15 protein-coding genes are annotated in these 20001 nt (G+C 64.3%); 7 read left to right on the top strand and 8 right to left on the bottom strand.

The features are described 5' to 3' along the window. Positions 1–23: 23 nt before the first annotated feature. On the bottom strand, positions 24–2528 hold the full coding sequence (locus NKH03_RS08685; protein ID WP_352968055.1) for a heavy metal translocating P-type ATPase: 2505 nt from the start codon (positions 2526–2528) through the stop codon (positions 24–26). A gap of 192 nt (positions 2529–2720) precedes the next feature. Between NKH03_RS08685 and NKH03_RS08680 the strand changes: the two genes are divergently transcribed. Together NKH03_RS08680 and murJ are read left to right on the top strand one after the other, a co-directional pair. Then, positions 2721–5522: a [protein-PII] uridylyltransferase gene (locus NKH03_RS08680; protein ID WP_352968054.1), complete on the top strand. Its 2802-nt coding sequence runs from the start codon at positions 2721–2723 to the stop codon at positions 5520–5522. Between the two features lie 46 nt (positions 5523–5568). After that, entirely contained in the window at positions 5569–7167 is a 1599-nt protein-coding gene (gene murJ, locus NKH03_RS08675; protein WP_352868979.1) for a murein biosynthesis integral membrane protein MurJ, read from the top strand. 30 nt (positions 7168–7197) lie between these two features. Here the strand turns inward: murJ and NKH03_RS08670 are convergent, their stop codons facing one another. After that, positions 7198–7362, bottom strand: coding sequence for a hypothetical protein (locus NKH03_RS08670; protein ID WP_352968053.1), 165 nt, complete (start codon positions 7360–7362; stop codon positions 7198–7200). A 425-nt stretch (positions 7363–7787) separates the two neighbouring features. On the opposite strand from NKH03_RS08670, the gene trpS reads away from it, so the two are divergent. The 3 genes from trpS to NKH03_RS08655 all read left to right on the top strand — a co-directional run bounded on the left by trpS (position 7788) and on the right by NKH03_RS08655 (position 10204). After that, the gene (gene trpS, locus NKH03_RS08665; RefSeq protein WP_352968052.1) at positions 7788–8855 is read left to right on the top strand and encodes a tryptophan--tRNA ligase; all 1068 of its coding nucleotides are present in this window, start codon (positions 7788–7790) and stop codon (positions 8853–8855) included. Positions 8856–8954: 99 nt separating this feature from the next. Continuing rightward, complete coding sequence (locus NKH03_RS08660; RefSeq protein WP_352968051.1) at positions 8955–9446, top strand: universal stress protein; 492 nt, start codon at positions 8955–8957, stop codon at positions 9444–9446. A 188-nt stretch (positions 9447–9634) separates the two neighbouring features. Then, positions 9635–10204 carry a NifU family protein gene (locus tag NKH03_RS08655; RefSeq protein ID WP_352968050.1) on the top strand — a complete coding sequence of 190 codons (570 nt, stop codon included), beginning with the start codon at positions 9635–9637 and terminating at the stop codon, positions 10202–10204. Between the two features lie 184 nt (positions 10205–10388). Here NKH03_RS08655 and NKH03_RS08650 read toward each other — a convergent pair whose 3' ends face one another. After that, a complete protein-coding gene (locus tag NKH03_RS08650) occupies positions 10389–11006 on the bottom strand; it encodes a L,D-transpeptidase (protein WP_352968049.1) in 618 nt (205 codons plus the stop codon). A gap of 227 nt (positions 11007–11233) precedes the next feature. Between NKH03_RS08650 and cueR the strand changes: the two genes are divergently transcribed. Beyond that, entirely contained in the window at positions 11234–11656 is a 423-nt protein-coding gene (gene cueR, locus NKH03_RS08645; RefSeq protein ID WP_352868993.1) for a Cu(I)-responsive transcriptional regulator, read from the top strand. Between the two features lie 161 nt (positions 11657–11817). On the opposite strand, the gene NKH03_RS08640 is transcribed toward cueR, so the two are convergent. Further along, entirely contained in the window at positions 11818–12036 is a 219-nt protein-coding gene (locus NKH03_RS08640) for a hypothetical protein (protein WP_352883144.1), read from the bottom strand. 1430 nt (positions 12037–13466) lie between these two features. Between NKH03_RS08640 and NKH03_RS08635 the strand changes: the two genes are divergently transcribed. After that, complete coding sequence (locus NKH03_RS08635; protein ID WP_352869159.1) at positions 13467–13967, top strand: MmcB family DNA repair protein; 501 nt, start codon at positions 13467–13469, stop codon at positions 13965–13967. A gap of 8 nt (positions 13968–13975) precedes the next feature. On the opposite strand, the gene nhaA is transcribed toward NKH03_RS08635, so the two are convergent. From nhaA to hrpB, 4 genes are all read right to left on the bottom strand, one after another. Further along, complete coding sequence (gene nhaA, locus NKH03_RS08630; RefSeq protein ID WP_352968048.1) at positions 13976–15172, bottom strand: Na+/H+ antiporter NhaA; 1197 nt, start codon at positions 15170–15172, stop codon at positions 13976–13978. Positions 15173–15396: 224 nt separating this feature from the next. Then, positions 15397–15960: an ActR/PrrA/RegA family redox response regulator transcription factor gene (locus NKH03_RS08625; protein ID WP_023762754.1), complete on the bottom strand. Its 564-nt coding sequence runs from the start codon at positions 15958–15960 to the stop codon at positions 15397–15399. A gap of 85 nt (positions 15961–16045) precedes the next feature. Then, positions 16046–17377 (bottom strand): ActS/PrrB/RegB family redox-sensitive histidine kinase, encoded by a 1332-nt coding sequence (locus tag NKH03_RS08620; protein ID WP_352869002.1) that lies wholly within the window; start codon positions 17375–17377, stop codon positions 16046–16048. A 26-nt stretch (positions 17378–17403) separates the two neighbouring features. Continuing rightward, complete coding sequence (gene hrpB / locus NKH03_RS08615) at positions 17404–19980, bottom strand: ATP-dependent helicase HrpB (RefSeq protein ID WP_352968047.1); 2577 nt, start codon at positions 19978–19980, stop codon at positions 17404–17406. Positions 19981–20001: the final 21 nt, after the last annotated feature.

Here is a 20001-nt window from a genome sequence, read left to right as displayed (position 1 = left end):
GGTTTCGTATTTGGGAGCTTGGATCAGAGTTTCAATGTTCTGAGCCGCAGGGCGTTTGATATCACCGACACCGAGGACAGGCTCATCGCCGCCGCAGCCAGCATCGGCGACAAAAGCGTGCCGGTGAGCGGATAGAGCACACCGGCGGCGACCGGCACGCCAAGCACATTGTAGAGGAAGGCGAAGAACAGGTTCTGGCGGATGTTGCGGATCGTCGCCTGGGCCAGCGTGCGCGCCCGCACGATGCCGTTGAGGTCGCCCTTGACCAGCGTGATGCCGGCGCTTTCGACCGCGACATCGGCACCGGTGCCCATGGCGATGCCGACATCGGCGGCGGCAAGCGCGGGTGCGTCGTTGACGCCGTCGCCGGCCATGGCGACGCCCGCGCCTTTGGCGCGCAGTTCCTCGACGAGGGCCGCCTTCTGTTCCGGAAGCAGGCCTGCGCGAACCTCATCGATGCCGAGGCTTCTGGCGATGGCGTTGGCCGTGCGTTCATTGTCGCCGGTCGCCATGATGATCCTCAAGCCGCTGTCATGCAGCGCCTTGATTGCCTCGGCGGTGGTCGCCTTGACCGGGTCGGCGACAGCGACAAGGCCGGCCAGTCTGTTGCCGACGGCGACGAACATCGCCGTCTTGCCTTCGGTCTGCAGTGCCTCGGCCCTAGCCGAGACTGACCCGGTGTCGATCCCTAGATCGGCCATCATCGCGGCATTGCCGAGCGCGACCTTCTTTCCCGCCACCGTGCCGGAAACGCCCTTGCCGGTGACCGCCTCGAAGCCGCTGGCCTCGGCAACGGTCACACCGCGCGTGGCGGCGCCTTCGACGATGGCTTCGGCCAGCGGATGCTCCGAGCCTTTTTCCAAACCCGCGGCAAGCGCCAGCAATTCGTCTTCGGAAAAGCCGTTTGCCGCAACGACGTCGGTCAGTTTCGGCCGGCCTTCGGTCAGCGTACCCGTCTTGTCGACGATTAGCGTGTCGACGGAGGCGAAGCGTTCGAGCGCGGCGGCTTCCTTGATCAGTACGCCGGCGTGCGCCCCGCGCCCGGTGGCGGTCATGATCGACATCGGCGTGGCGAGGCCAAGCGCACAGGGGCAAGCGATGATCAGCACCGACACAGCCGAGACGATGGCAAAGATCAGGCTGGGCTCGGGTCCAATCACGGCCCAGGCGATGAAAGCGGCGATCGCGACAAGGACGACGGTCGGCACAAAGTAGAAAGAAACGCGATCGGCCAACCCTTGAATCGGGGCGCGCGAGCGTTGTGCCTTGGCGACGAGCTCGACAATGCGCGCCAGCGTCGTCTCGGAGCCGATCCGCTCGGCGCGCATGATCAGCGAACCTTGTCTGTTGAGCGTGCCGCCGGTCAAGGCATCGCCTTCAGTCTTTTCGACCGGCAACGGTTCACCCGTGATCATCGATTCGTCGACCGAGGAACGGCCTTCCAGCACCGTGCCGTCGACCGGCACCGCGTCGCCGGGACGAATGCGCAGGCGATCGCCGGCCTTGACCGCGTCAAGCGGCACATCGCTTTCGGAACCGTCGGCGACGATCAGCCGCGCGGTCTTCGGCGCGAGATCAAGCAAGGCGCGGATCGCCGATCCGGTTTTTTCACGGGCACGCAGTTCCAGCACCTGGCCGAGGAAGACCAGCGCGACAATGACGGCGGCAGCCTCGAAATAGACCGGTACGGCACCGCCATGGCCGCGGAATTGATGCGGAAAAATGTCCGGAAACAGCGTGGCGACGACGCTGTAGAAATAGGCAGCACCTACGCCTAACGAGATCAGGGTCCACATGTTGGGGCTGCGGTTGAGGATCGAATCCCAGCCGCGATGAAAGAAGGGGAAGGCAGCCCAAAGCACCACCGGACTTGCCAGTACCAGCTCGATCCAGACCTTTGTCCGATCCTCGACCAGGCCTTCAAACGTCAGGCCGAGCATGGGCGCCATGGCTATGATCAGAAGGGGGACCGACAGGGCCGCGCTCACCCAGAGCCGCCTGGTGAAATCGACCAGTTCGGGATTTGGCCCTTCATCGCCTGTCGGCACGCCCATCGGCTCCAGGGCCATGCCACAGATGGGGCAGGCGCCGGGCTTGTCGCGGACGATTTCGGGATGCATCGGGCAGGTGTATTGCGTGCCCTTGGGCATCTCCTGGGGCGCCGGCCTGTCGCCGAGATATTTTTGCGGCTCCGCTTCGAATTTCGCCTGGCAGCCAGCGGAGCAGAAGTAGAAACCCTGACCTTCGTGGCGGGCAAAGTGCCTGGCTGTCGCACGGTCGACGCTCATGCCGCAGACCGGATCGGTGGCCGTCAGGAATTTTTCCGGCTCGGCGACGAACTTCGTGCGGCAGCCTTGACTGCAGAAATGATAGAGATGGCCATCGTGCTCGGCCGTCGGCTTGCCGGCGGCCGGGTCGACGGTCATGCCGCAGACCGGGTCGCGGACGACGGCCTGTGCGGTAGGTACTGCGCCCTTTACTGAACAGCAGCCGCCATGCGCGTGATGATCGTGATCGGAATGCGTCATGCGAAAAATGCCTCGATGGGTCGGTGTGTGACGCGGAGATAGGGCTTCCAGTAACTGGAAGGTCAAGGGCTGGTTTTGATTTTGTGGCGGCGGGTGTCGAATGCCCGCGGGGAGCTCGTCCGTCCGCCCCATACCCAGCGCCGCGAAAACGCGCTATAGACGCCGCCGAAAAGGCAAGGCCGACTTGGACATATGGCAAGAATCTCCCTGAAGCTCGACGAACTGATCGACGGCGAAGCCTTGCGCCGCGAGATGACCGCGCAGACCGCGGCCAAGGCGGGTGACGGCTCCGGACAGGCGGCGCGCAGCGGTGTGCTCCAGCTGCTCAAGGGGCGCCTGGCAGACGGGCGCGCCATTGCCGAACGCATGCTGCGGGACGACGGCGGCGGCAGTGCCTGCGCGGCGCGGCTGTCGCATCTCATGGACGAGATCATCCGGGCGCTTTACGATTTCGCCGTCACCCATGTCTACCGGGTCAAGAACCCGTCTTCGGCGGAGCGCATGGCCGTCGTCGCTGTCGGCGGCTATGGCCGCGGCACGCTGGCGCCTGGGTCCGACATAGACCTGTTGTTCCTGCTGCCCTACAAGCAGACGCCGTGGGGCGAACAGACCGTCGAATACATGCTCTACATGCTGTGGGATCTGGGGCTGAAGGTCGGTCACGCCACCCGCAACATCGACGAATGCCTTCGGCTGTCGCGCAACGACGTCACCATCCGCACCTCGATCCTCGAAGCGCGTTTCCTGTGGGGCGAGGAAAAACTCTATGACGAGCTGATGCTGCGCTTCGACCATGAGGTGGTGCGCACGACCGGTCCCGAATATGTCCAGGCCAAGCTTGCCGAACGCGACGACCGCCATGCCAAGGCCGGCGAAAGCCGCTATCTCGTCGAACCCAACGTCAAGGACGGCAAGGGCGGCCTGCGCGATCTGCAGACGCTGTTCTGGATCGGCAAATATTTCTACCGGGTGCGCACCGGCCAGGAACTGGTCGACAAGGGCGTCTTCACCGAGGGCGAATACCGGGAGTTCCAGAAGGCCGAGGATTTCCTGTGGGCGGTGCGTTGCCACATGCATTTCCTCACCGGCAAGGCCGAGGAACGGCTGCATTTCGACATTCAGCGCGAGATCGCCGAACGGCTCGGCTACACCACTCACCCCGGCCTGTCGGCGGTCGAGCGCTTCATGAAGCACTATTTCCTCGTCGCCAAGGATGTCGGCGACCTGACCCGCATCTTCTGCGCCGCGCTCGAAGAAGAGCAGGCCAAGCACGTGCCGGGCTTCAACCGTATCTTCCTCACCTTCTCGCGCCGCAAGCGCAAGCTGGCCGGCACGTCGGACTTCATTGTCGACAACCACCGCATCAACATCGCCGACGACCAGGTGTTCGAACGCGATCCGGTCAATCTTTTGAGATTGTTCTGGTTTGCCGACAAGCACGGCCTGGAGTTCCACCCCGATGCGCTGAAGCTGCTGACCCGCTCGCTCGGCCTGGTCAACAAGTCGTTGCGGCGCGACGAGGAGGCCAACCGGCTGTTCCTCGACATCCTGACCTCGGACCGCAATGCCGAACTCAATCTGCGCCGCATGAACGAGGCTGGGCTGCTCGGCAGACTGATCCCGGATTTCGGCAAGATCGTCGCCATGATGCAGTTCTCGATGTACCACCACTACACGGTGGACGAGCACCTGATCCGCTGCATCGGCGTGCTGGCCGAGATCGAGCGCGGCGACGGCGAAAAGGTCCATCCCCTCTCGCACACGCTGATGCCGGGGCTGAAGAAGAGCCGCGAGGCGCTCTATGTCGCCGTGCTGCTGCACGACATCGCCAAGGGCAGACCTGAAGATCATTCCGAGGCCGGTGCCAGGATCGCGCGGCGCATCTGCCCGCATATGGGGCTGTCGCCGGCCGATACCGAAACCGTTGCCTGGCTGGTCGAGAACCACCTGGTGATGTCGATGACGGCGCAGACCCGCGACCTCAACGACCGCAAGACCATCGAGGATTTCGCCGCGATCGTGCAGTCGGTCGAGCGGCTGAAGCTGCTTTTGATCCTGACCGTCTGCGACATCAGGGGCGTTGGACCCGGTGTCTGGAACGGCTGGAAGGGCCAGTTGCTGCGCACGCTCTACTACGAGACCGAACTGCTTTTGACCGGCGGCTTTTCGGAAGTGTCGCGCGCCCAGCGCACGGCGGCGGCGCGAGAGCGTCTCGCCGAGGCACTTGCCAGTTGGCCGGACAAGGCTCGCAAGCGCTATGTCGGCCAGCACTACGAGAACTACCTTTTGACCGTCGATCTCGCCGACCAGCTGCGCCATGCCGAGTTCATCCGCGAGGCTGATGTGGCGGGCAAGAAGCTCGCCACCATGGTCATGACCCACCAGTTCGAGGCAGTGACCGAAATCACCGTGCTGGCGCAGGACCACCCCCGCCTGCTCTCGGTCATCGCCGGGGCTTGCGCCGGAGCCGGCGGCAACATCGTCGACGCACAGATATTCACGACGTCGGACGGCCGTGCCCTGGACACCATCCTGATCTCGCGAGAATTCGACCGCGACGAGGATGAGCGCCGACGTGCCGAGCGTGTCGGACGGCTGATCGAGGACGTGCTGTCTGGCAAGAGCTGGCTGCCGGAGATGATCGAGAAGCGCACCAAGCCGCGGCGCGGCGCCAAGGTGTTCAAGATCCCGCCGCGCGCCGAAATCCGCAACACGCTGTCGAACCGTTTTTCGGTCGTCGAGGTCGAGGGCCTGGACCGGCCGGGGCTGCTGTCGGAGATCACCGGAACGCTTTCCGACCTGTCGCTCGACATCGCATCGGCCCACATCACCACCTTCGGCGAGAAGGTCATCGACACCTTCTATGTCACCGACCTCACCGGCCAGAAGATCGACAGCCCGGCCCGCATCGCCACCATCCGCAACCGGCTGATGGCAACGCTCGAAGGCATCGTGCCCGAACGCGGCGGCAAGGCCAGGGCGGCGGCCGAGTGACCGCCGCCATCACTTTGTCCTTATCCCGCAGGCAGTCTCCAAACGCATGAGCCTCGTCAAGAAATTCGCAACGGTCGCTTCCGGCACGCTGATGAGCCGCGCGCTCGGCTTCGGCCGTGAGATGCTGATGGCGGCCGCACTCGGCACCGGACCGGTCGCCGACGCCTTCAACGCCGCCTTCCAGTTTCCCAACACGTTTCGCCGGCTGTTCGCCGAGGGCGCCTTCAACGCCGCCTTCGTGCCGCTGTTCGCCAAGGAGATCGAGACCCACGGCACCGACGGCGCCAAGCGCTTTTCCGAGGAAGTGTTCGGTGTGCTGTTCACGGCGCTGCTGGCGCTGACGATCATCATGGAACTGTCGATGCCGCTGATCGTGCGCTACCTGGTGGCGCCGGGTTTTGCCGGCACACCGGGGAAATTCGACACCACGGTGACGCTGGCGACGATCATGTTCCCCTATCTGATCTGCATGTCGCTGGGCGCCATGATGGCGGGCATGCTGAATTCGCTGCGCCGCTATTTCGCAGCGGCAGTGGCACCGGTGTTCCTCAACGTCATCCTGATCAGCGTGCTCGCCTATGCCTGGTACAAGGGCTCCGACGCACTCACCGTCGGCTACGGGCTGTCCTGGGGTGTGCTTGCCGCCGGGCTGGTGCAACTGGCGATCGTCTGGGTGGCGGTGCGCCATGCGGGCATCTCGATCGGTTTCCGCCGTCCGAAAATGACGCCCGCTGTCAAGCGGCTGCTGATCCTGGCGCTGCCGGCGGCAATCACCGGCGGCATCACTCAGATCAACCAGCTGATCGGCACGGCGATCGCCTCGGCGCAAAACAGCGCTGTCTCTTCGCTTGCCTATGCCGACCGCATCTACCAGTTGCCGCTCGGCGTGGTCGGCGTGGCGGTGGCGATCGTGCTGTTGCCCGAACTGTCCCGGGCGCTGAAGTCGGGCAATCTGATCGAAGCGGCCAACCTGCAGAACCGCTCGGTCGAGTTCACGCTGTTTCTGACCCTGCCGGCTGCAGCCGCGCTCTGGGTGATGTCGGAACCGATTGTGCGGCTGGTCTATGAGCGCGGCGCGTTTGCCGCCAACGGTTCGACACCGACGGTGGCGGCGATCCTGGCGATCTTCGGCCTCGGCCTGCCGGCCTTCGTGCTGATCAAGGCGTTCACCCCGGGCTATTTCGCCCGCGAGGACACGCGCGCGCCGATGATTTTTGCCGCCATCTCGGTGGCGGTGAACGTGACGACGGCGCTGACGCTGTTCCCCCGGATGGGCGCGCCCGGCATCGCGGTGGCCTCGGCCGTCGCCGGCTGGGTCAACGCGCTGATGCTGCTCGGCGTCTTGATCCGGCGCGGCCATTGGGGCCGCGACGTGCCGCTGATGAAACGCATTCCACGGCTGGTGCTGTCGGCGGTGGTGATGGGGGCGGCGCTCTATTTCGCCGAGCACTGGTTCGCCGTCAGGCTCGGACCCGGCTCGCCGCTGGTCGTCAAGGCGACGACGCTGCTGTCGCTGGTCGCCGGCGGAGCGCTGCTCTACTTCATCACCGCGTTTGCCACCGGCGGCGCCGACTTCGGCATGATCCGGCGCAATGTTGGGCGGAAGGGCACGCCCCCTGTCAAGGAACAGTCTCCAGATCCGTGAGCCCAACTGTATTGACCCCGTCGACAAGCATCAGTCTTCGCCAGACAATTCGTCGGAGACCGGGCGTCGCAGTGGCTCGCGTGCTTGCTTGCTAAGTTCGATTCCGAATTCGGCCCGAAGCCGCGCCGCTGTTTCCAGCGGCGTCTCGAGGGCGCGACGCTTCAAAGCTGCTTCGATGTTGATGTCGACGGGCATTTATTTTTCATCAGATCGTATGCAGAATATGTCCCACTCTATCATGAATGCCGATGTCTGCGCTGCCCCCTCATTGCGCTGCCGGGCATTTCTCCCCGTTTACGGGGAGAAAGTAGCTGACCGCAACGCGGCGCGTTTCTTGCAGCGCTGGCGATTAGCGAAACCGGTGATGACGGCCTCTTTCTCCCCGTCTCTATACGGGAAATGTCCGGCAGGACAATGAGGGGCGGCGCCAAGCTGGCAGGTCAAGAGACCAGCGCTACAAGCGCGCTCCCAACAACATGGGAACAAGCAATCCGACCTGACGCAATTGCTCCGCCGCGATCACCGAACCTCTTGATCCGCTCCACACTCTCGTCCATAAGCGCGCCGTCGCAAGACTTTCGCCGCGCGCGAAACGGCCCTCCACAAGCCTTGAGGAAACCATGACAGCCTTCAAGCCACTCGTCTTTTCCGGCGTCCAGCCGACCGGCAATCTGCATCTCGGCAACTATCTCGGCGCCATCAAGAAATTCGTCGCCCTGCAGGACACTTCCGACTGCATCTATTGCGTCGTCGACCTGCATTCGCTGACCGCCCAACTCGTTTATGAAGACCTCGCCGACCAGACGCGGTCGATCACCGCGGCGTTCCTGGCCTCGGGAATCGACCCGACGAAGCACATCGTCTTCAACCAGTCGCGTGTGATGCAGCATGCGGAGCTTGCCTGGATCTTCAATTGCGTGGCGCGCATCGGCTGGATGAATCGCATGACGCAGTTCAAGGACAAGGCCGGCAAGGACCGCGAGAACGCGTCGCTCGGCCTGCTTGCCTATCCGAGCCTGATGGCTGCCGACATTCTGCTCTATCGTGCAACGCATGTCCCGGTGGGTGAGGACCAGAAGCAGCATCTGGAGCTGACCCGCGACATCGCGCAGAAATTCAACAACGACTTCTCCGGCCGCATCGCCGGTCTTGGCGTCGGCGTCGAGATGCAGGTCGGCGAAGAGACCGTGAACGGTTATTTCCCGCTGACCGAGCCGGTCATCGGCGGGCCGGCGGCGCGCATCATGTCGCTACGCGACGGCTCGAAGAAGATGTCGAAGTCGGATCCGTCGGACCTGTCGCGCATCAACCTGACCGACGATGCCGACGCCATCTCGAAGAAGATCCGCAAGGCCAAGACCGACCCGGAAGCGTTGCCGAGCGAGGTGGACGGTCTGGCCGCCCGGCCCGAGGCGGAAAACCTGGTCGGCATCTATGCTGGCCTCGCCGAGATGTCGAAGGCGGATGTGCTCAAGGAGTTCGCCGGCCAGCAGTTTTCGGTGTTCAAGCCGGCGTTGGCAGACCTTGCGGTGGAAAGACTGGCGCCGATCGCCAGCGAGATGCGCCGCATTTCCGACGACCGCACCTATGTCGACGCGGTGCTCAAGGACGGCGGCGAGCGCGCCGGCGTGCTGGCCGAAGCGACGATGAAGACGGTCCGCGACATCATCGGGTTGCTGCAGGCCTGATCTCGCTGCCGCACTGCACCATACTGCCCCAAGGCCGGCGGCTTGCCGCCGGTCCGTGGCGGTGGCAGATTACGGCCTCAGTAACACCGAGTAGAAGACATGGTCTCCAAACGCCTCAGCCGCGAAGCCGGCCATCGCCGCAAGTTCCTGGCGATCATCGACGACACGCCGGAGTGTGAGCGCGCAGTCGCCTACGCCTCTAAGCGGGCGCAGAGCACCAGCGGCACGCTGGTGCTGCTCTATGTCATCGAGCCGGATGATTTCCAGCACTGGCTGGGCGTCGAGAAGATCATGCGCGAGGAGGCGACCGCCACGGCGCGCGCAGCACTCGACAGCTATGCCAGCAAGGTGCGCCAGAAGCTTGGCATCGAGCCGGAGATGGTGGTGCGCGAAGGCAAGGCGACGGAAGAGATCCACAAATTGATCGAGGAAGACCAGGACATCGCCATCCTGGTGCTGGCCGCCGGTGCGGGCAAGGAAGGCCCGGGGCCGCTGGTCGGCGCCGTGGCCGGCAAGGGTGCCGCCTTCCCGATCCCGGTGACGGTCGTGCCGCAGAACCTTTCGGACGAGGAGATCGACAGCCTCGCCTGAGATGTATCGATGTCGGGGTGATGCCGGCCTGACCTGAATCTCGACACACCTTCGAGCACCTACCGAGGCGCGCAAAAACATTCCGCCAGCCAGTCGTTCCGGCGATGCGTTTCGCTTGAATGTCCAGCCGATTGAGCCTATTTAGAATTATTCCAAACTAGCTGCCCGAAACGGGCACGGAGATGGCCATGTTCATCCAGACCGAATCGACGCCAAACCCGGCGACGCTGAAATTCCTGCCTGGCAAGGAAGTGCTTCTGGAAGGCACCGCCGATTTCCGCGATGCCGACGGTGCCGCACTTGCCTCGCCGCTGGCGGGCCGGCTGTTCGAGATTCCCGGCGTCACCGGTGTTTTCTTCGGCTATGACTTCATCACCGTGACCAAGGACGGCCCCGACTGGCAGCATCTGAAGCCGGCGATCCTCGGCGCCATCATGGAGCATTTCATGTCCGGCGCGCCTGTCATGGCCAAGGCCGGTCCTGCCGCCGAGACCAGCCTGACCGGCGAGTTCTACGACAAGGCCGACGAGGAACTGGTCATCACCATCAAGGAACTGCTCGATACGCGGGTGCGCCCGGCGGTCGCCCAGGATGGCGGCGACATCACCTTCCGCGGCTTCGAGAACGGTACGGTGTTCCTGCATATGAAAGGCGCCTGCGCCGGCTGCCCGTCATCGACGGCGACGCTGAAGCACGGCATCCAGAACCTTCTGCGCCACTTCGTGCCGGAAGTGCAGCAGGTCGAGCAGGTCTCCTGACCGTTCAACTCGCCGTCTTGCCGGCTAACAAACTCGATCCATCGCAAAAAACAAAAAACCGGGCCAAATTGCCCGGTTTTTTGTTTGGGACGTCCGTTGTTGCCTAGACGGTCCGCGTATGAAAGCTGCCTCTATCCGATCATGATTTTCCCGAGAACCGATACCGCTTTCTCGGAATCATGATCTAAAGAACAATGACCTTGGCGCCGACCGAGGCGCGGTCATAGAGGTCGATAATGTCCTGATTCATCAGGCGGATGCAGCCCGACGACATCGCTTTGCCAATCGAATTCCATTCCGGGCTGCCATGCAGGCGATAGCCCGAGTCACCGCCCTTGTTGAACAGGTACATGGCGCGCGCACCGAGCGGGTTCTTCAGGCCCGGCTCCATGCCGCCGGCAAACTTTTCCAATTCGGGCTGGCGCTGGATCATCTGCCGCGGCGGCGTCCAGGTCGGCCATTCGCGCTTGAGCGCAATGTGGGCGGTGCCGTGCCACTCGAAGCCTTCACGGCCGACGCCGATGCCGTAGCGAATGGCCCTTCCGTCACCTTCCACGAAATAGAGGAACTTGTTCTGCGTATCGACGATGATGGTGCCCGGCTTTTCCGGGCTGTCGTAGTTCACTTCCTGCCGATGGTACTTCAACGGCACTTTCTCGATCGGGACGCGCGGCAGCTGGTAACCGGCGTCAGTGACCGCGCCATAGTCGTTGGAAAAAATCCGCGAGCCGATGGTGCTGCAACCGGCGATAGCAGTGGACAGCGCCAGTGCGGCGACGATAGCAAACGACTTCATGCGCATCAGGTGATCCGGTGCCCCGCCCCAACTTCGGCGGCACGAGTCGGCCGCTTTCTCGCAATCATTCATGCTGGCATTTGCTTTGCTTGCCAAGCGCGCGATGCCTATATGCCGGAGTTGACGTGCTGGTAAGCGCACTACTATGGCATTTCGGCAACAGCCCTCACAGGATTGTGGAGGAAATTCAATGACCGGGCCCACGGCTTCGTCAGGAATCGAGGAGAACCATCATGAATGTCGGTGACGCCGCCCACCGCTCCGGCCTGCCGGCCAAGACCATCCGCTACTATGAAGAGATCGGCCTGATCGCCCCGGCGCGCGCCGCCAACGGCTACCGCGACTATTCCGGAGACGACATCCACCGGCTGACCTTTTTGCGCCGCGCGCGCAATCTCGGCTTTTCCATCGATGATTGCCGGCAGCTGATGGCGCTTTACAAGGACCGCGGCCGCGCCAGCCACGACGTGCGCGAGATCGCCGCCGCCCATGTCGCGGCGATCGAGGAGAAGGTGCGCGAACTGCAGTCGATGCGCTCGACCTTGCAGAAGCTGATCCACGCCTGCCATGGCGACGAAAGGCCGGATTGCCCGATCCTTGATGACATGGCGGGGGCGACGTTGCTCAGCGACAAGGGTGCTTCGGCCCCTGCATAAGGACTTCGCATCGACCATGATCGAGCGGCGCCTTGGCGCACGGATTGTCGAGCAGGCGCTAAAAAGGTCCGCCGCCGGCCGCACGGCAGTTCGATCGGCACAATTTCCTTCGATATCTGGGCGCGTCAATCGACCGCACTATTTCATCCTTGTCGCAATGATCAACGATGGAGGTTGGCATGGATCGGCGATTGTTCCTGACTGGAATGCTTGGAATGGCGGGGGCCGCGACCGTGGTCGCACTTGCGCGCCCCGCCACTGCGTTGGCCGGCATCCCGAATACGGGACCCGGCATTCTCGATGAACTCGACAAACTGTCCGACGATATTCTCGACCAGGATGGTCCTGACGTCCAAGACGGCATCGAGCTCGTGCGGCATCGCAGGTGGCATCGCCGCCGTCGCGGGTGGAGACGGGTTTGCCGTCGCTATTGGCATCACGGTTACTGGCGCCGCAGGTGTTTCCGCAGATCCTTCTGGATCCGCTTCTGACCGAGGCCGGCAAACAAGAAGTCGCATTCGTCGGGCCTGCGCCGTCGCTGTCGGCTAGACTTCCGATCAGGGCAAAAAAGGCCCGCCGCTGTGGGGCGGCGGGCAGTCTCTGGAGTGCCAGGGGATCAACCCGGCATTGGGTCAACGAGCGGGCCATGGGTTGGTTGCAAAAAGGCACATGGGCATTCGATTGTACGATCATAACCAAGCAGCCAGGCGCATTGCCCACCTTTTGAGCCGCGCTAAACTTGAAAGGCGGCAATCCCAAATCCGCCGCAGATGGCCGACGCGATTAGGCAATGTTGTCTCACCGGCATCCGCGTCGGCCATTTTGGCGACGAATATACATTTGAGGCGCGGGGGCGAGTTGTCATCCTGATGACCGGCACTACCTTTGATGGGGCGGGTCGACGCGACTTACATGTCGACTGACTAAAGTGGCGGTACGTCCAATGGACATTTCCGGAACTGTCGGATTTTTGCGTATGAACCTCGGACTTTGGCCCCATTTTCCAGCTGTTGATGGAAGGCGGCGGCCCGGTGGCCTTTCCTTTGGGTGGACCGCTACCGGGCCTGACCGGAGCGGGGTGTAAGGGGGAGCTCCGGCTGCCTCCTAAAATACCACCTTTCCGTTATATGCGCGCTAGCTAATTTAAAGAGAGGCTATGCGCCTGCCGCTGGGCGGGAGTCATTAGGGGGAACGAACGTGGCGCTGCGGTGGGCCGGAGTCTGTCAAATATAAAATCGCCTTGCTGTGACCGCTCCGGGCACCTGCATGAAGCGCTGCTGAATGCCGAGGCGCAGGCAAGCAAGGACGCCATTCCTCGGATGGAATGAAACGGGGCGGTGAGCCAGAGCCGCCTTCCGGACTTCGACGGTACGGTTTTTACCAAAGCCCTCGCCTTTTGTCTCCCGATGCTAGTCTGGTGGGGCGGCATACCCCCAAAAATCGCCGCAGTGGCCGACGCGGCTTCGGCAATGCCGTCCCACCGGCATGCGCCGGCCACTTCTTGGCTCGTCGCCGAGTTGGCGAATCCGGGTGCGCTGATATGAATCGCGCATGGGGATGGTGCGGTTTCTTTGGAGCGATCCAGGGCATCGGGATTCTTTGGACCGTTCCTCGCAGATGGGAAGGCAGCAATCAGAAATGCGACCCAACGCAGGCTCATCAGCAGCACTTCCCATGGCGTTTGGGGCATGACGTCGCGTCCCTCTGTCGGCAATTGATTGTTCGAGGATTATATTCCTATTCCGCCGAGTTTGTCAATCGCCCCGCGGGCGGGGTTCAAACCGTGAACAAAATCTGGCATGCTGCCGTCATGCCGATTATCTCTCCCATCCAAATCAACCCTCTCATCGACGGTCGCCAGTCCGAACGCGCCATGCTGGTGCGGCGCGGCGTGCAGCGGCTGCTCATGGAAATGGGCGCGCATGTGCTGCCCGAGCTGTCGCTGGCCACCGGTCGCCGCGCCGACCTCGTCGCGCTGACGCGGCAGGGCGACATCTGGATCATCGAGATAAAATCCTCGATCGAGGATTTCAGGGTCGACCGCAAATGGCCCGACTACCGGCTGCACTCCGACCGCTTCTTTTTCGCCACCCATCCCGGCGTGCCCTCGGAGATATTTCCCGAAGAGTGCGGCTTCATCCTCTCCGACGGCTACGGCGCCGAAATCATGCGTGATGCCCCGGAGCACCGCATGGCGGCGGCCACGCGCAAGGCGCTGATGCTGCGGATCGCGCGGGCCGGCGCTTCACGGCTGCTGGCGGCTGAACTCGCCGGCGTGTCGGTGCCGGCGCTCGAGGGTGAGAGCGAGTAGGTATCGCCTTACCCTTCACCCTCTTCCAGCCCACGCTCGGCCGGGGCCATCAAAAGCACGGCGGCACCCAGAATAGCGGCGATGAAGGAGCCGGCGAGGATGCCGACCTTGACCGCGTCCTGCAATGCCACGTCACTGGCGAAGGCGAGCAGGCCGATGAACAGGCTCATGGTGAAGCCGATGCCGCACAGCAGCGAGATGCCGATCATGTGCGCCCAGCCGGCATTGGCGGGCAGATCGGCAAGCCCGAACCGGATCGCAAGTGCCGAGGAACCGAACACGCCGACTGGCTTGCCGACCACGAGGCCGGCGGCGACACCCAGCGTCAACGGCTCGATCAGCGCGCCAAAACTCAGGCCGGCGAGCGAAACGCCGGCATTGGCAAAGCCGAAGATCGGGATGACGACAAAGGGCACTATCTTGTGCAGGCCGTGCTCGAGCCGGTGCAGGGGCGAATGATCGAGATCGTGGCCGATCCCGGCGGAGCGTTCGAGCGGAATGGTCAGCGCCAGCGCGACGCCGGCAAGCGTCGCATGGACGCCCGATTTCAGCACCAGCACCCACAGGATGGCGCCCAGCACAAGGTAGGGCACCAACGTCATCACCCGCATGCGGTTGAGCACGACCAGCGCGGCAATCACAGCGAAAGCGGCGCCGAGATAGGTGAGCGACAGACCGCTGGTGTAGAAGATGGCGATGATGATGACGGCGCCGAGATCATCGATGATGGCCAGCGCGGTGAGGAACACCTTCAGCGAAGCCGGCACGCGGCTGCCGAGCAGCGACAGCACGCCGAGCGCGAAGGCGATGTCGGTGGCGGTCGGGATCGCCCAGCCCGACAGTGCCGCCGTATTGTCGCGGTTGATGGCGACATAGACGAGCGCCGGAACCACCATGCCGCCGGCGGCGGCGATGCCGGGCAATGCGCGCCGGGGCCAGGTGGAGAGCTGGCCATCCAGCATCTCGCGCTTGATCTCCAGCCCGACGAGCAGGAAGAACACCGCCATCAACCCGTCATTGACCCAGTGCGACACGCTGAGCGGGCCGAGATAGGCGTGGAGCGCGGAAAAGTAGGTTTCGGCCAGCGGCGAATTGGCGACGATGAGAGCCAGTGCCGCCGCCGCCATCAGGACGATACCGCCGGCCGCTTCACTATCGAGGAATTCGCGGAAGACGGAAACCGGCCGCTGCTTCAAATCCCGCATGTCGCCTCCGTTAAGCCGCGTCACTCGCGATGATGCTCAAACTCCGGCAGTGGAGCAAGCATCGGACTGTGTTCCGCGCCCCAGAGACTGTTTCGAAATTCGCTCTGGCGAGTCATATGTGGCGGTTTCGAGAACCGTAGCGCAGCGGACATTTGGTCCGTGAGCAACGGAAGCGCAGAAAACGCCATCAGATGGCCGCCAGAGTAGAGTTTCCAAGCAGTCTCTCAGCGTGGCGCGCGCTTGGCCAGTATCCGCTGCAAGGTGCGGCGATGCATGTTGAGCCGGCGCGCTGTCTCTGAGACATTGCGCTCGCACATTTCATAGACGCGCTGGATATGCTCCCAGCGGACGCGGTCGGCCGACATCGGGTTTTCCGGAGGCGCCGCGCGCTCGCCGGCGGTGCGGGTGAGTGCCGCGAAGATATCGTCGGCGTCGGCGGGCTTGGAGAGGTAATCGACGGCGCCAAGCTTCACCGCGGTCACCGCGGTGGCGATGTTGCCGTAGCCGGTAAGGATGATGGCGCGGGAATCGTCGCGCTTTTCGCGGATGGCCGCGACCACGTCGAGGCCGTTGCCGTCGCCAAGCCGCATGTCGACCACGGCGTAGGCGGGCGGATTGGCGCGCGCCTTGGCAACCGCCTCCTCGACGCTCTCGGCCGTCTCGACCACGAATCCCCTGGTTTCCATGGCGCGGGCCAGACGCGTAAGGAACGGCTTGTCGTCATCGACGATGAGCAGCGAGGTGTCCTCGCCTTCAACCATTGCGCCAATATTTTCGTCGCCTGTCATAGTCTCAAAATTCCTGCTGCCTTAATTTTACGCAGATATAGTTCCCGAGCCTCATTGTCCAATTTTTAGAGCTCCTTCAAGGCTCTCAGGCGGTGTCGAACATGCTGGCCGAAGTGATTTCCGGATTGAGGAACACACCACGCGGCCACGATATCTGTACCACGGCGCCCTCGCCCAGGCCGCTCGAATTGCGGAAATCGAGCGTCGCGCCAGAGCGTTCGAGCAAAGTCTTGGCGATGAACAGGCCGAGCCCCAGGCCGCCGCCGCCTTCATTGCCCTGGCGCGTCGACATATAGGGCTCGCCGATGCGGTCGATGATCTCGGCCGGAAAGCCCGGTCCGTCATCGATGATCGAGAAGGTGACGGTGGCCTCGTTCCAACTCCAGCCGACGGTGACGCTCTTGCGGGCGAAGTCGACGGCGTTCTCGACCAGATTGCCGAGGCCGTAGATGACGCCCGGATTGCGGCGCCCAACCGGCTCGGGCCCGATGCGTTCGCCAGGCCGAAGCTTGATCGAGATGCCGAAGTCGCGATGCGGCGCGGTGACCTCCTCGACCAGCGAGGTCAACGGCAGCCGCGAAAGATGCGCTTCGCCCTCGGAGGACAGGCTGGTCAGGCGCTTGAGGATTTCGCGGCAGCGCTCGCTCTGCGAGCGAAGCAGCTTCACGTCTTCCCCGTATTTCAGATCGTTGCCGAGGGCCTTTTCCATCTCCTTGGCGACAAGCGCGATGGTGGCGAGCGGCGTCCCAAGTTCGTGCGCGGCCGCGGCGGCCAGCCCGTCGAGCGCCGAAAGATGCTGCTCGCGCTGCAGCACCAACTCCGTGGCGGCGAGCGCATTGGCCAGAAGCCGTGCTTCGGCGGCCACCCGGAAGGCGTATATGGCGGTGAAGGCGATCGAGGACAGCACCGCCATCCACATACCGGCGACGTAGATGAAGGGCATCTCCAGCGGCGCGCCTTCATGCCAGGGCAGCGGCAGATGGACAAAGACCAGCAAGGTCGCCGCCGACATCACCAGCCCGCCGAGGATGGCGGTCAGGCGCAGGGGCAGCGAGGTCGCCGAAATGACGACGGGCACGGTCATCAGCAGCGAGAACGGGTTGGTGAGGCCGCCCGTCATGTAGAGCAGGCCGGCAAGCTGCAGGCTGTCGAAGATGAGGATGCCGAAGGCCGCGAGCGGAGTGAGCCGGTGCGCCGCCGGAAAACGGAAGGCGAGAAACAGGTTCATCCAGGCCGAACAGGCGATCAGGGCAAAGCAGAGGCTGACCGGCAGCGGAAACTTCAGGCCATAGGCAACGACGAGAACCGCAACGCTCTGACCGACGATGGCAAGCCAGCGCAGCCGGATCAGCGTGTTGAGGCGCAGTCTCTGACTCTGCTGGAAATCGGGCGAACGCAAAACGCTGATCATGACCATGAAATACAGCCGCGGGACGGCAAGCGCTAGGTACCTCTGGGTTTTGCCCGGGCGGTGGCGGCGGCGAGAAGCGGATTTTCCGGCCAGACATGCTGGGGATAGCGGCCGCGCATGTCGGCGCGCACATCGGCCCAGGAGCCGCGCCAGAAGCCGGGCAGGTCGCGCGTCGTCTGGATCGGCCGGTGCGCCGGCGACAGGAGTTCGAGCGTCAGCGGCACGCTGCCATTGGCGATGGCGGGATGGCGGTCGAGACCGAACAGTTCCTGCACGCGAACCGCCAGCACCGGCCATTCGCCGTCATAGCGGATCGGCACATGGCTGCCCGACGGGGCCTCGAAATGGGTTGGCGCCAGCGTATCGATCCTGCGCTGCAGATCGTGCGGCACGAGTGTGGCCAGTCCGGCCGAGACAACGCCCGCATCGATGGCGGCAAAGGATGCCGCGCCGGACAGGAACGGCAGCAGCCAGTCGTCGAGACGCTCGATGAGGACGGCATCCGCCATATCGGGCCAGGGCGCGCCAAGGCCACGATGCAGCCAGCCAAGCCGCTGGCGCAGCGTTTGCGCCTCCTTGCTCCAGGTGAGCAGCGACAGCCCGTGCTCGCGCACCGCATCAAGGATGGCCCGATCGGCATCTGTGCCGGTTGGCGGCGGCTGCATGCGTTCGGCAAGCGTGATGGCGCCAAGGCGAACGGCCTCGCGCACGCGCACCGCGCGCTTGTCGCGGTCGAAGCTCGTTTGCCTTCGTGTTTCGATCTTGTCCGCGAGCGCGGCGCGGACATCGTCCTCGCTGATTGCCGCCGCCGCCGTGATGCGCGCGTTCTGCGCCTTGCCCTGCAAATCGGCGACGACCAGAAACGGCTCACCCGCCAGCGGGTCGGCTGCGTCGAGCATCGCGCCCGAGCCATTGGCCAGTATGAAACGGCCGCGCTCGCCGCGCGCCTTGGCGACGCGATCCGGCCAGGCGTGGACGAGCAGGGGGCCGGCTCCACCCTCCCCCTTGTGGGGAGGGTAGGCGAGCTCGCCTTGCGCAGCAAGACGAGGGAGACGGGGTGGGGGTGCCGCGCTCGGCCGACCCCCACCCCGATCCGCTTCGCGGATCGGCCCTCCCCACAAGGGGGAGGGTGAAGATGCCTGCCTCGCCAGCCGTTCGGCGAGTTGGCGCGCGGCGGTGGCGCGCGGCGATCTTTCCTGGCGAAAGCGCATCAACCGTCGCTCTAGGTCAGCGCCATCGCCGCCAAGGCCGCGTTCGGTGAGCAGCACGGCAAGCATGGCTGCCTCATGGGCGTGACCGCTCTCGGCTGCCTCGGCGACCATATGCGCAAGCCGCACGGGCAGAGCGAGCTTGCGCATCGCCATACCCGCATCGGTCAGGCGCCCATCCTCGTCGATAGCATCCAGAGCGCGCAGCAGCGCCCTCGCCTCGTTGAGCGCTGGCGCCGGCAGCGGATCGAGAAAGGCGAGCCCTGTCGGATCGGCGACGCCGAAAGCGGCGCAGTCGAGCAGCAGGCCGGACAGGTCGGCTTCCAGGATTTCGGGTGGCGTGAAGGCGGGAAGTGCGGCCGTCTGCTCGGCCCGCCACAGCCGGATGGCGACGCCAGGCTGCGTGCGGCCGGCACGGCCGGCGCGCTGGTCGGCGGAAGCCTTGCTGACGCGCACGGTCTCCAGCCGGGTAAGGCCGCTCGCCGGCTCGTAGCGCGGCAGCCGCGACAGGCCGGAATCGATGACGACGCGCACGCCGTCGATGGTGATGGAGGTCTCGGCGATCGAGGTGGCCAGCACCACCTTGCGGCGGCCTGGCGGCGCCGGCTTGATCGCCGCGTCCTGCGCCTTGCCGTCGAGCATGCCGTAGAGCGGCACGATGTCGGTATCGGCACTGATCCTGTCGGCCAGCCGCTCGGCGGTGCGTTCGATCTCGCGCTGGCCGGGCAGGAAGGCGAGCACGCTGCCGCTCTCGTCGGCAAGGGCGGCGCGGATCGCCTTGGCCATGGCGTCTTCGATGGTGGTGCCCGCCGACCGTTCGTCGTAACGCACATCGACAGGAAAGGCGCGGCCCTCGCTCTCGATCACCGGGGCGCCCGACAGCAGCTTCGCGACGCGCGCGCCATCGAGCGTCGCCGACATCACCAGCAGCCGCAGATCCGGCCGCAGCGCGCCCTGCACGTCGATCGCCAATGCCAGACCGAAATCGCCGTCGAGCGAACGCTCGTGGAATTCGTCGAAAATCACCGCCGAGACGCCGGGCAGGTCTGGGTCGTCGAGGATCATGCGCGCGAGCACGCCCTCGGTGACCACCAATATCCTGGTCTTTGCCGAGGTGCGGTTCTCCATGCGCATGGCGTAGCCGACGGTGGCGCCGGGCTCCTCATCAAGCAATTCGGCCATGCGGCGGGCGGCGGCGCGGGCGGCGAGCCGGCGCGGTTCGAGCAGCACGATCTTGCCGGCCCCAAGCCAGGACGCATCGAGCAGCGCCAGCGGCACCAGCGTCGTCTTGCCGGCGCCGGGCGGCGCCACCAGCACGGCGCTGTTGCCATGGCCGAGCGCTTCGCGCAGCGCCGGCAGCACGTCGGAAACAGGAAGCTCGGGCAAGGGCTTTGTCGTCATGGCGTCCGCATATCAGCGGTT

The sequence above is a fragment of the Mesorhizobium sp. M1406 genome (assembly GCF_040317555.1).
Classification (GTDB): domain Bacteria; phylum Pseudomonadota; class Alphaproteobacteria; order Rhizobiales; family Rhizobiaceae; genus Mesorhizobium.
This window is presented reverse-complemented; position numbering and strand designations above follow the sequence as displayed.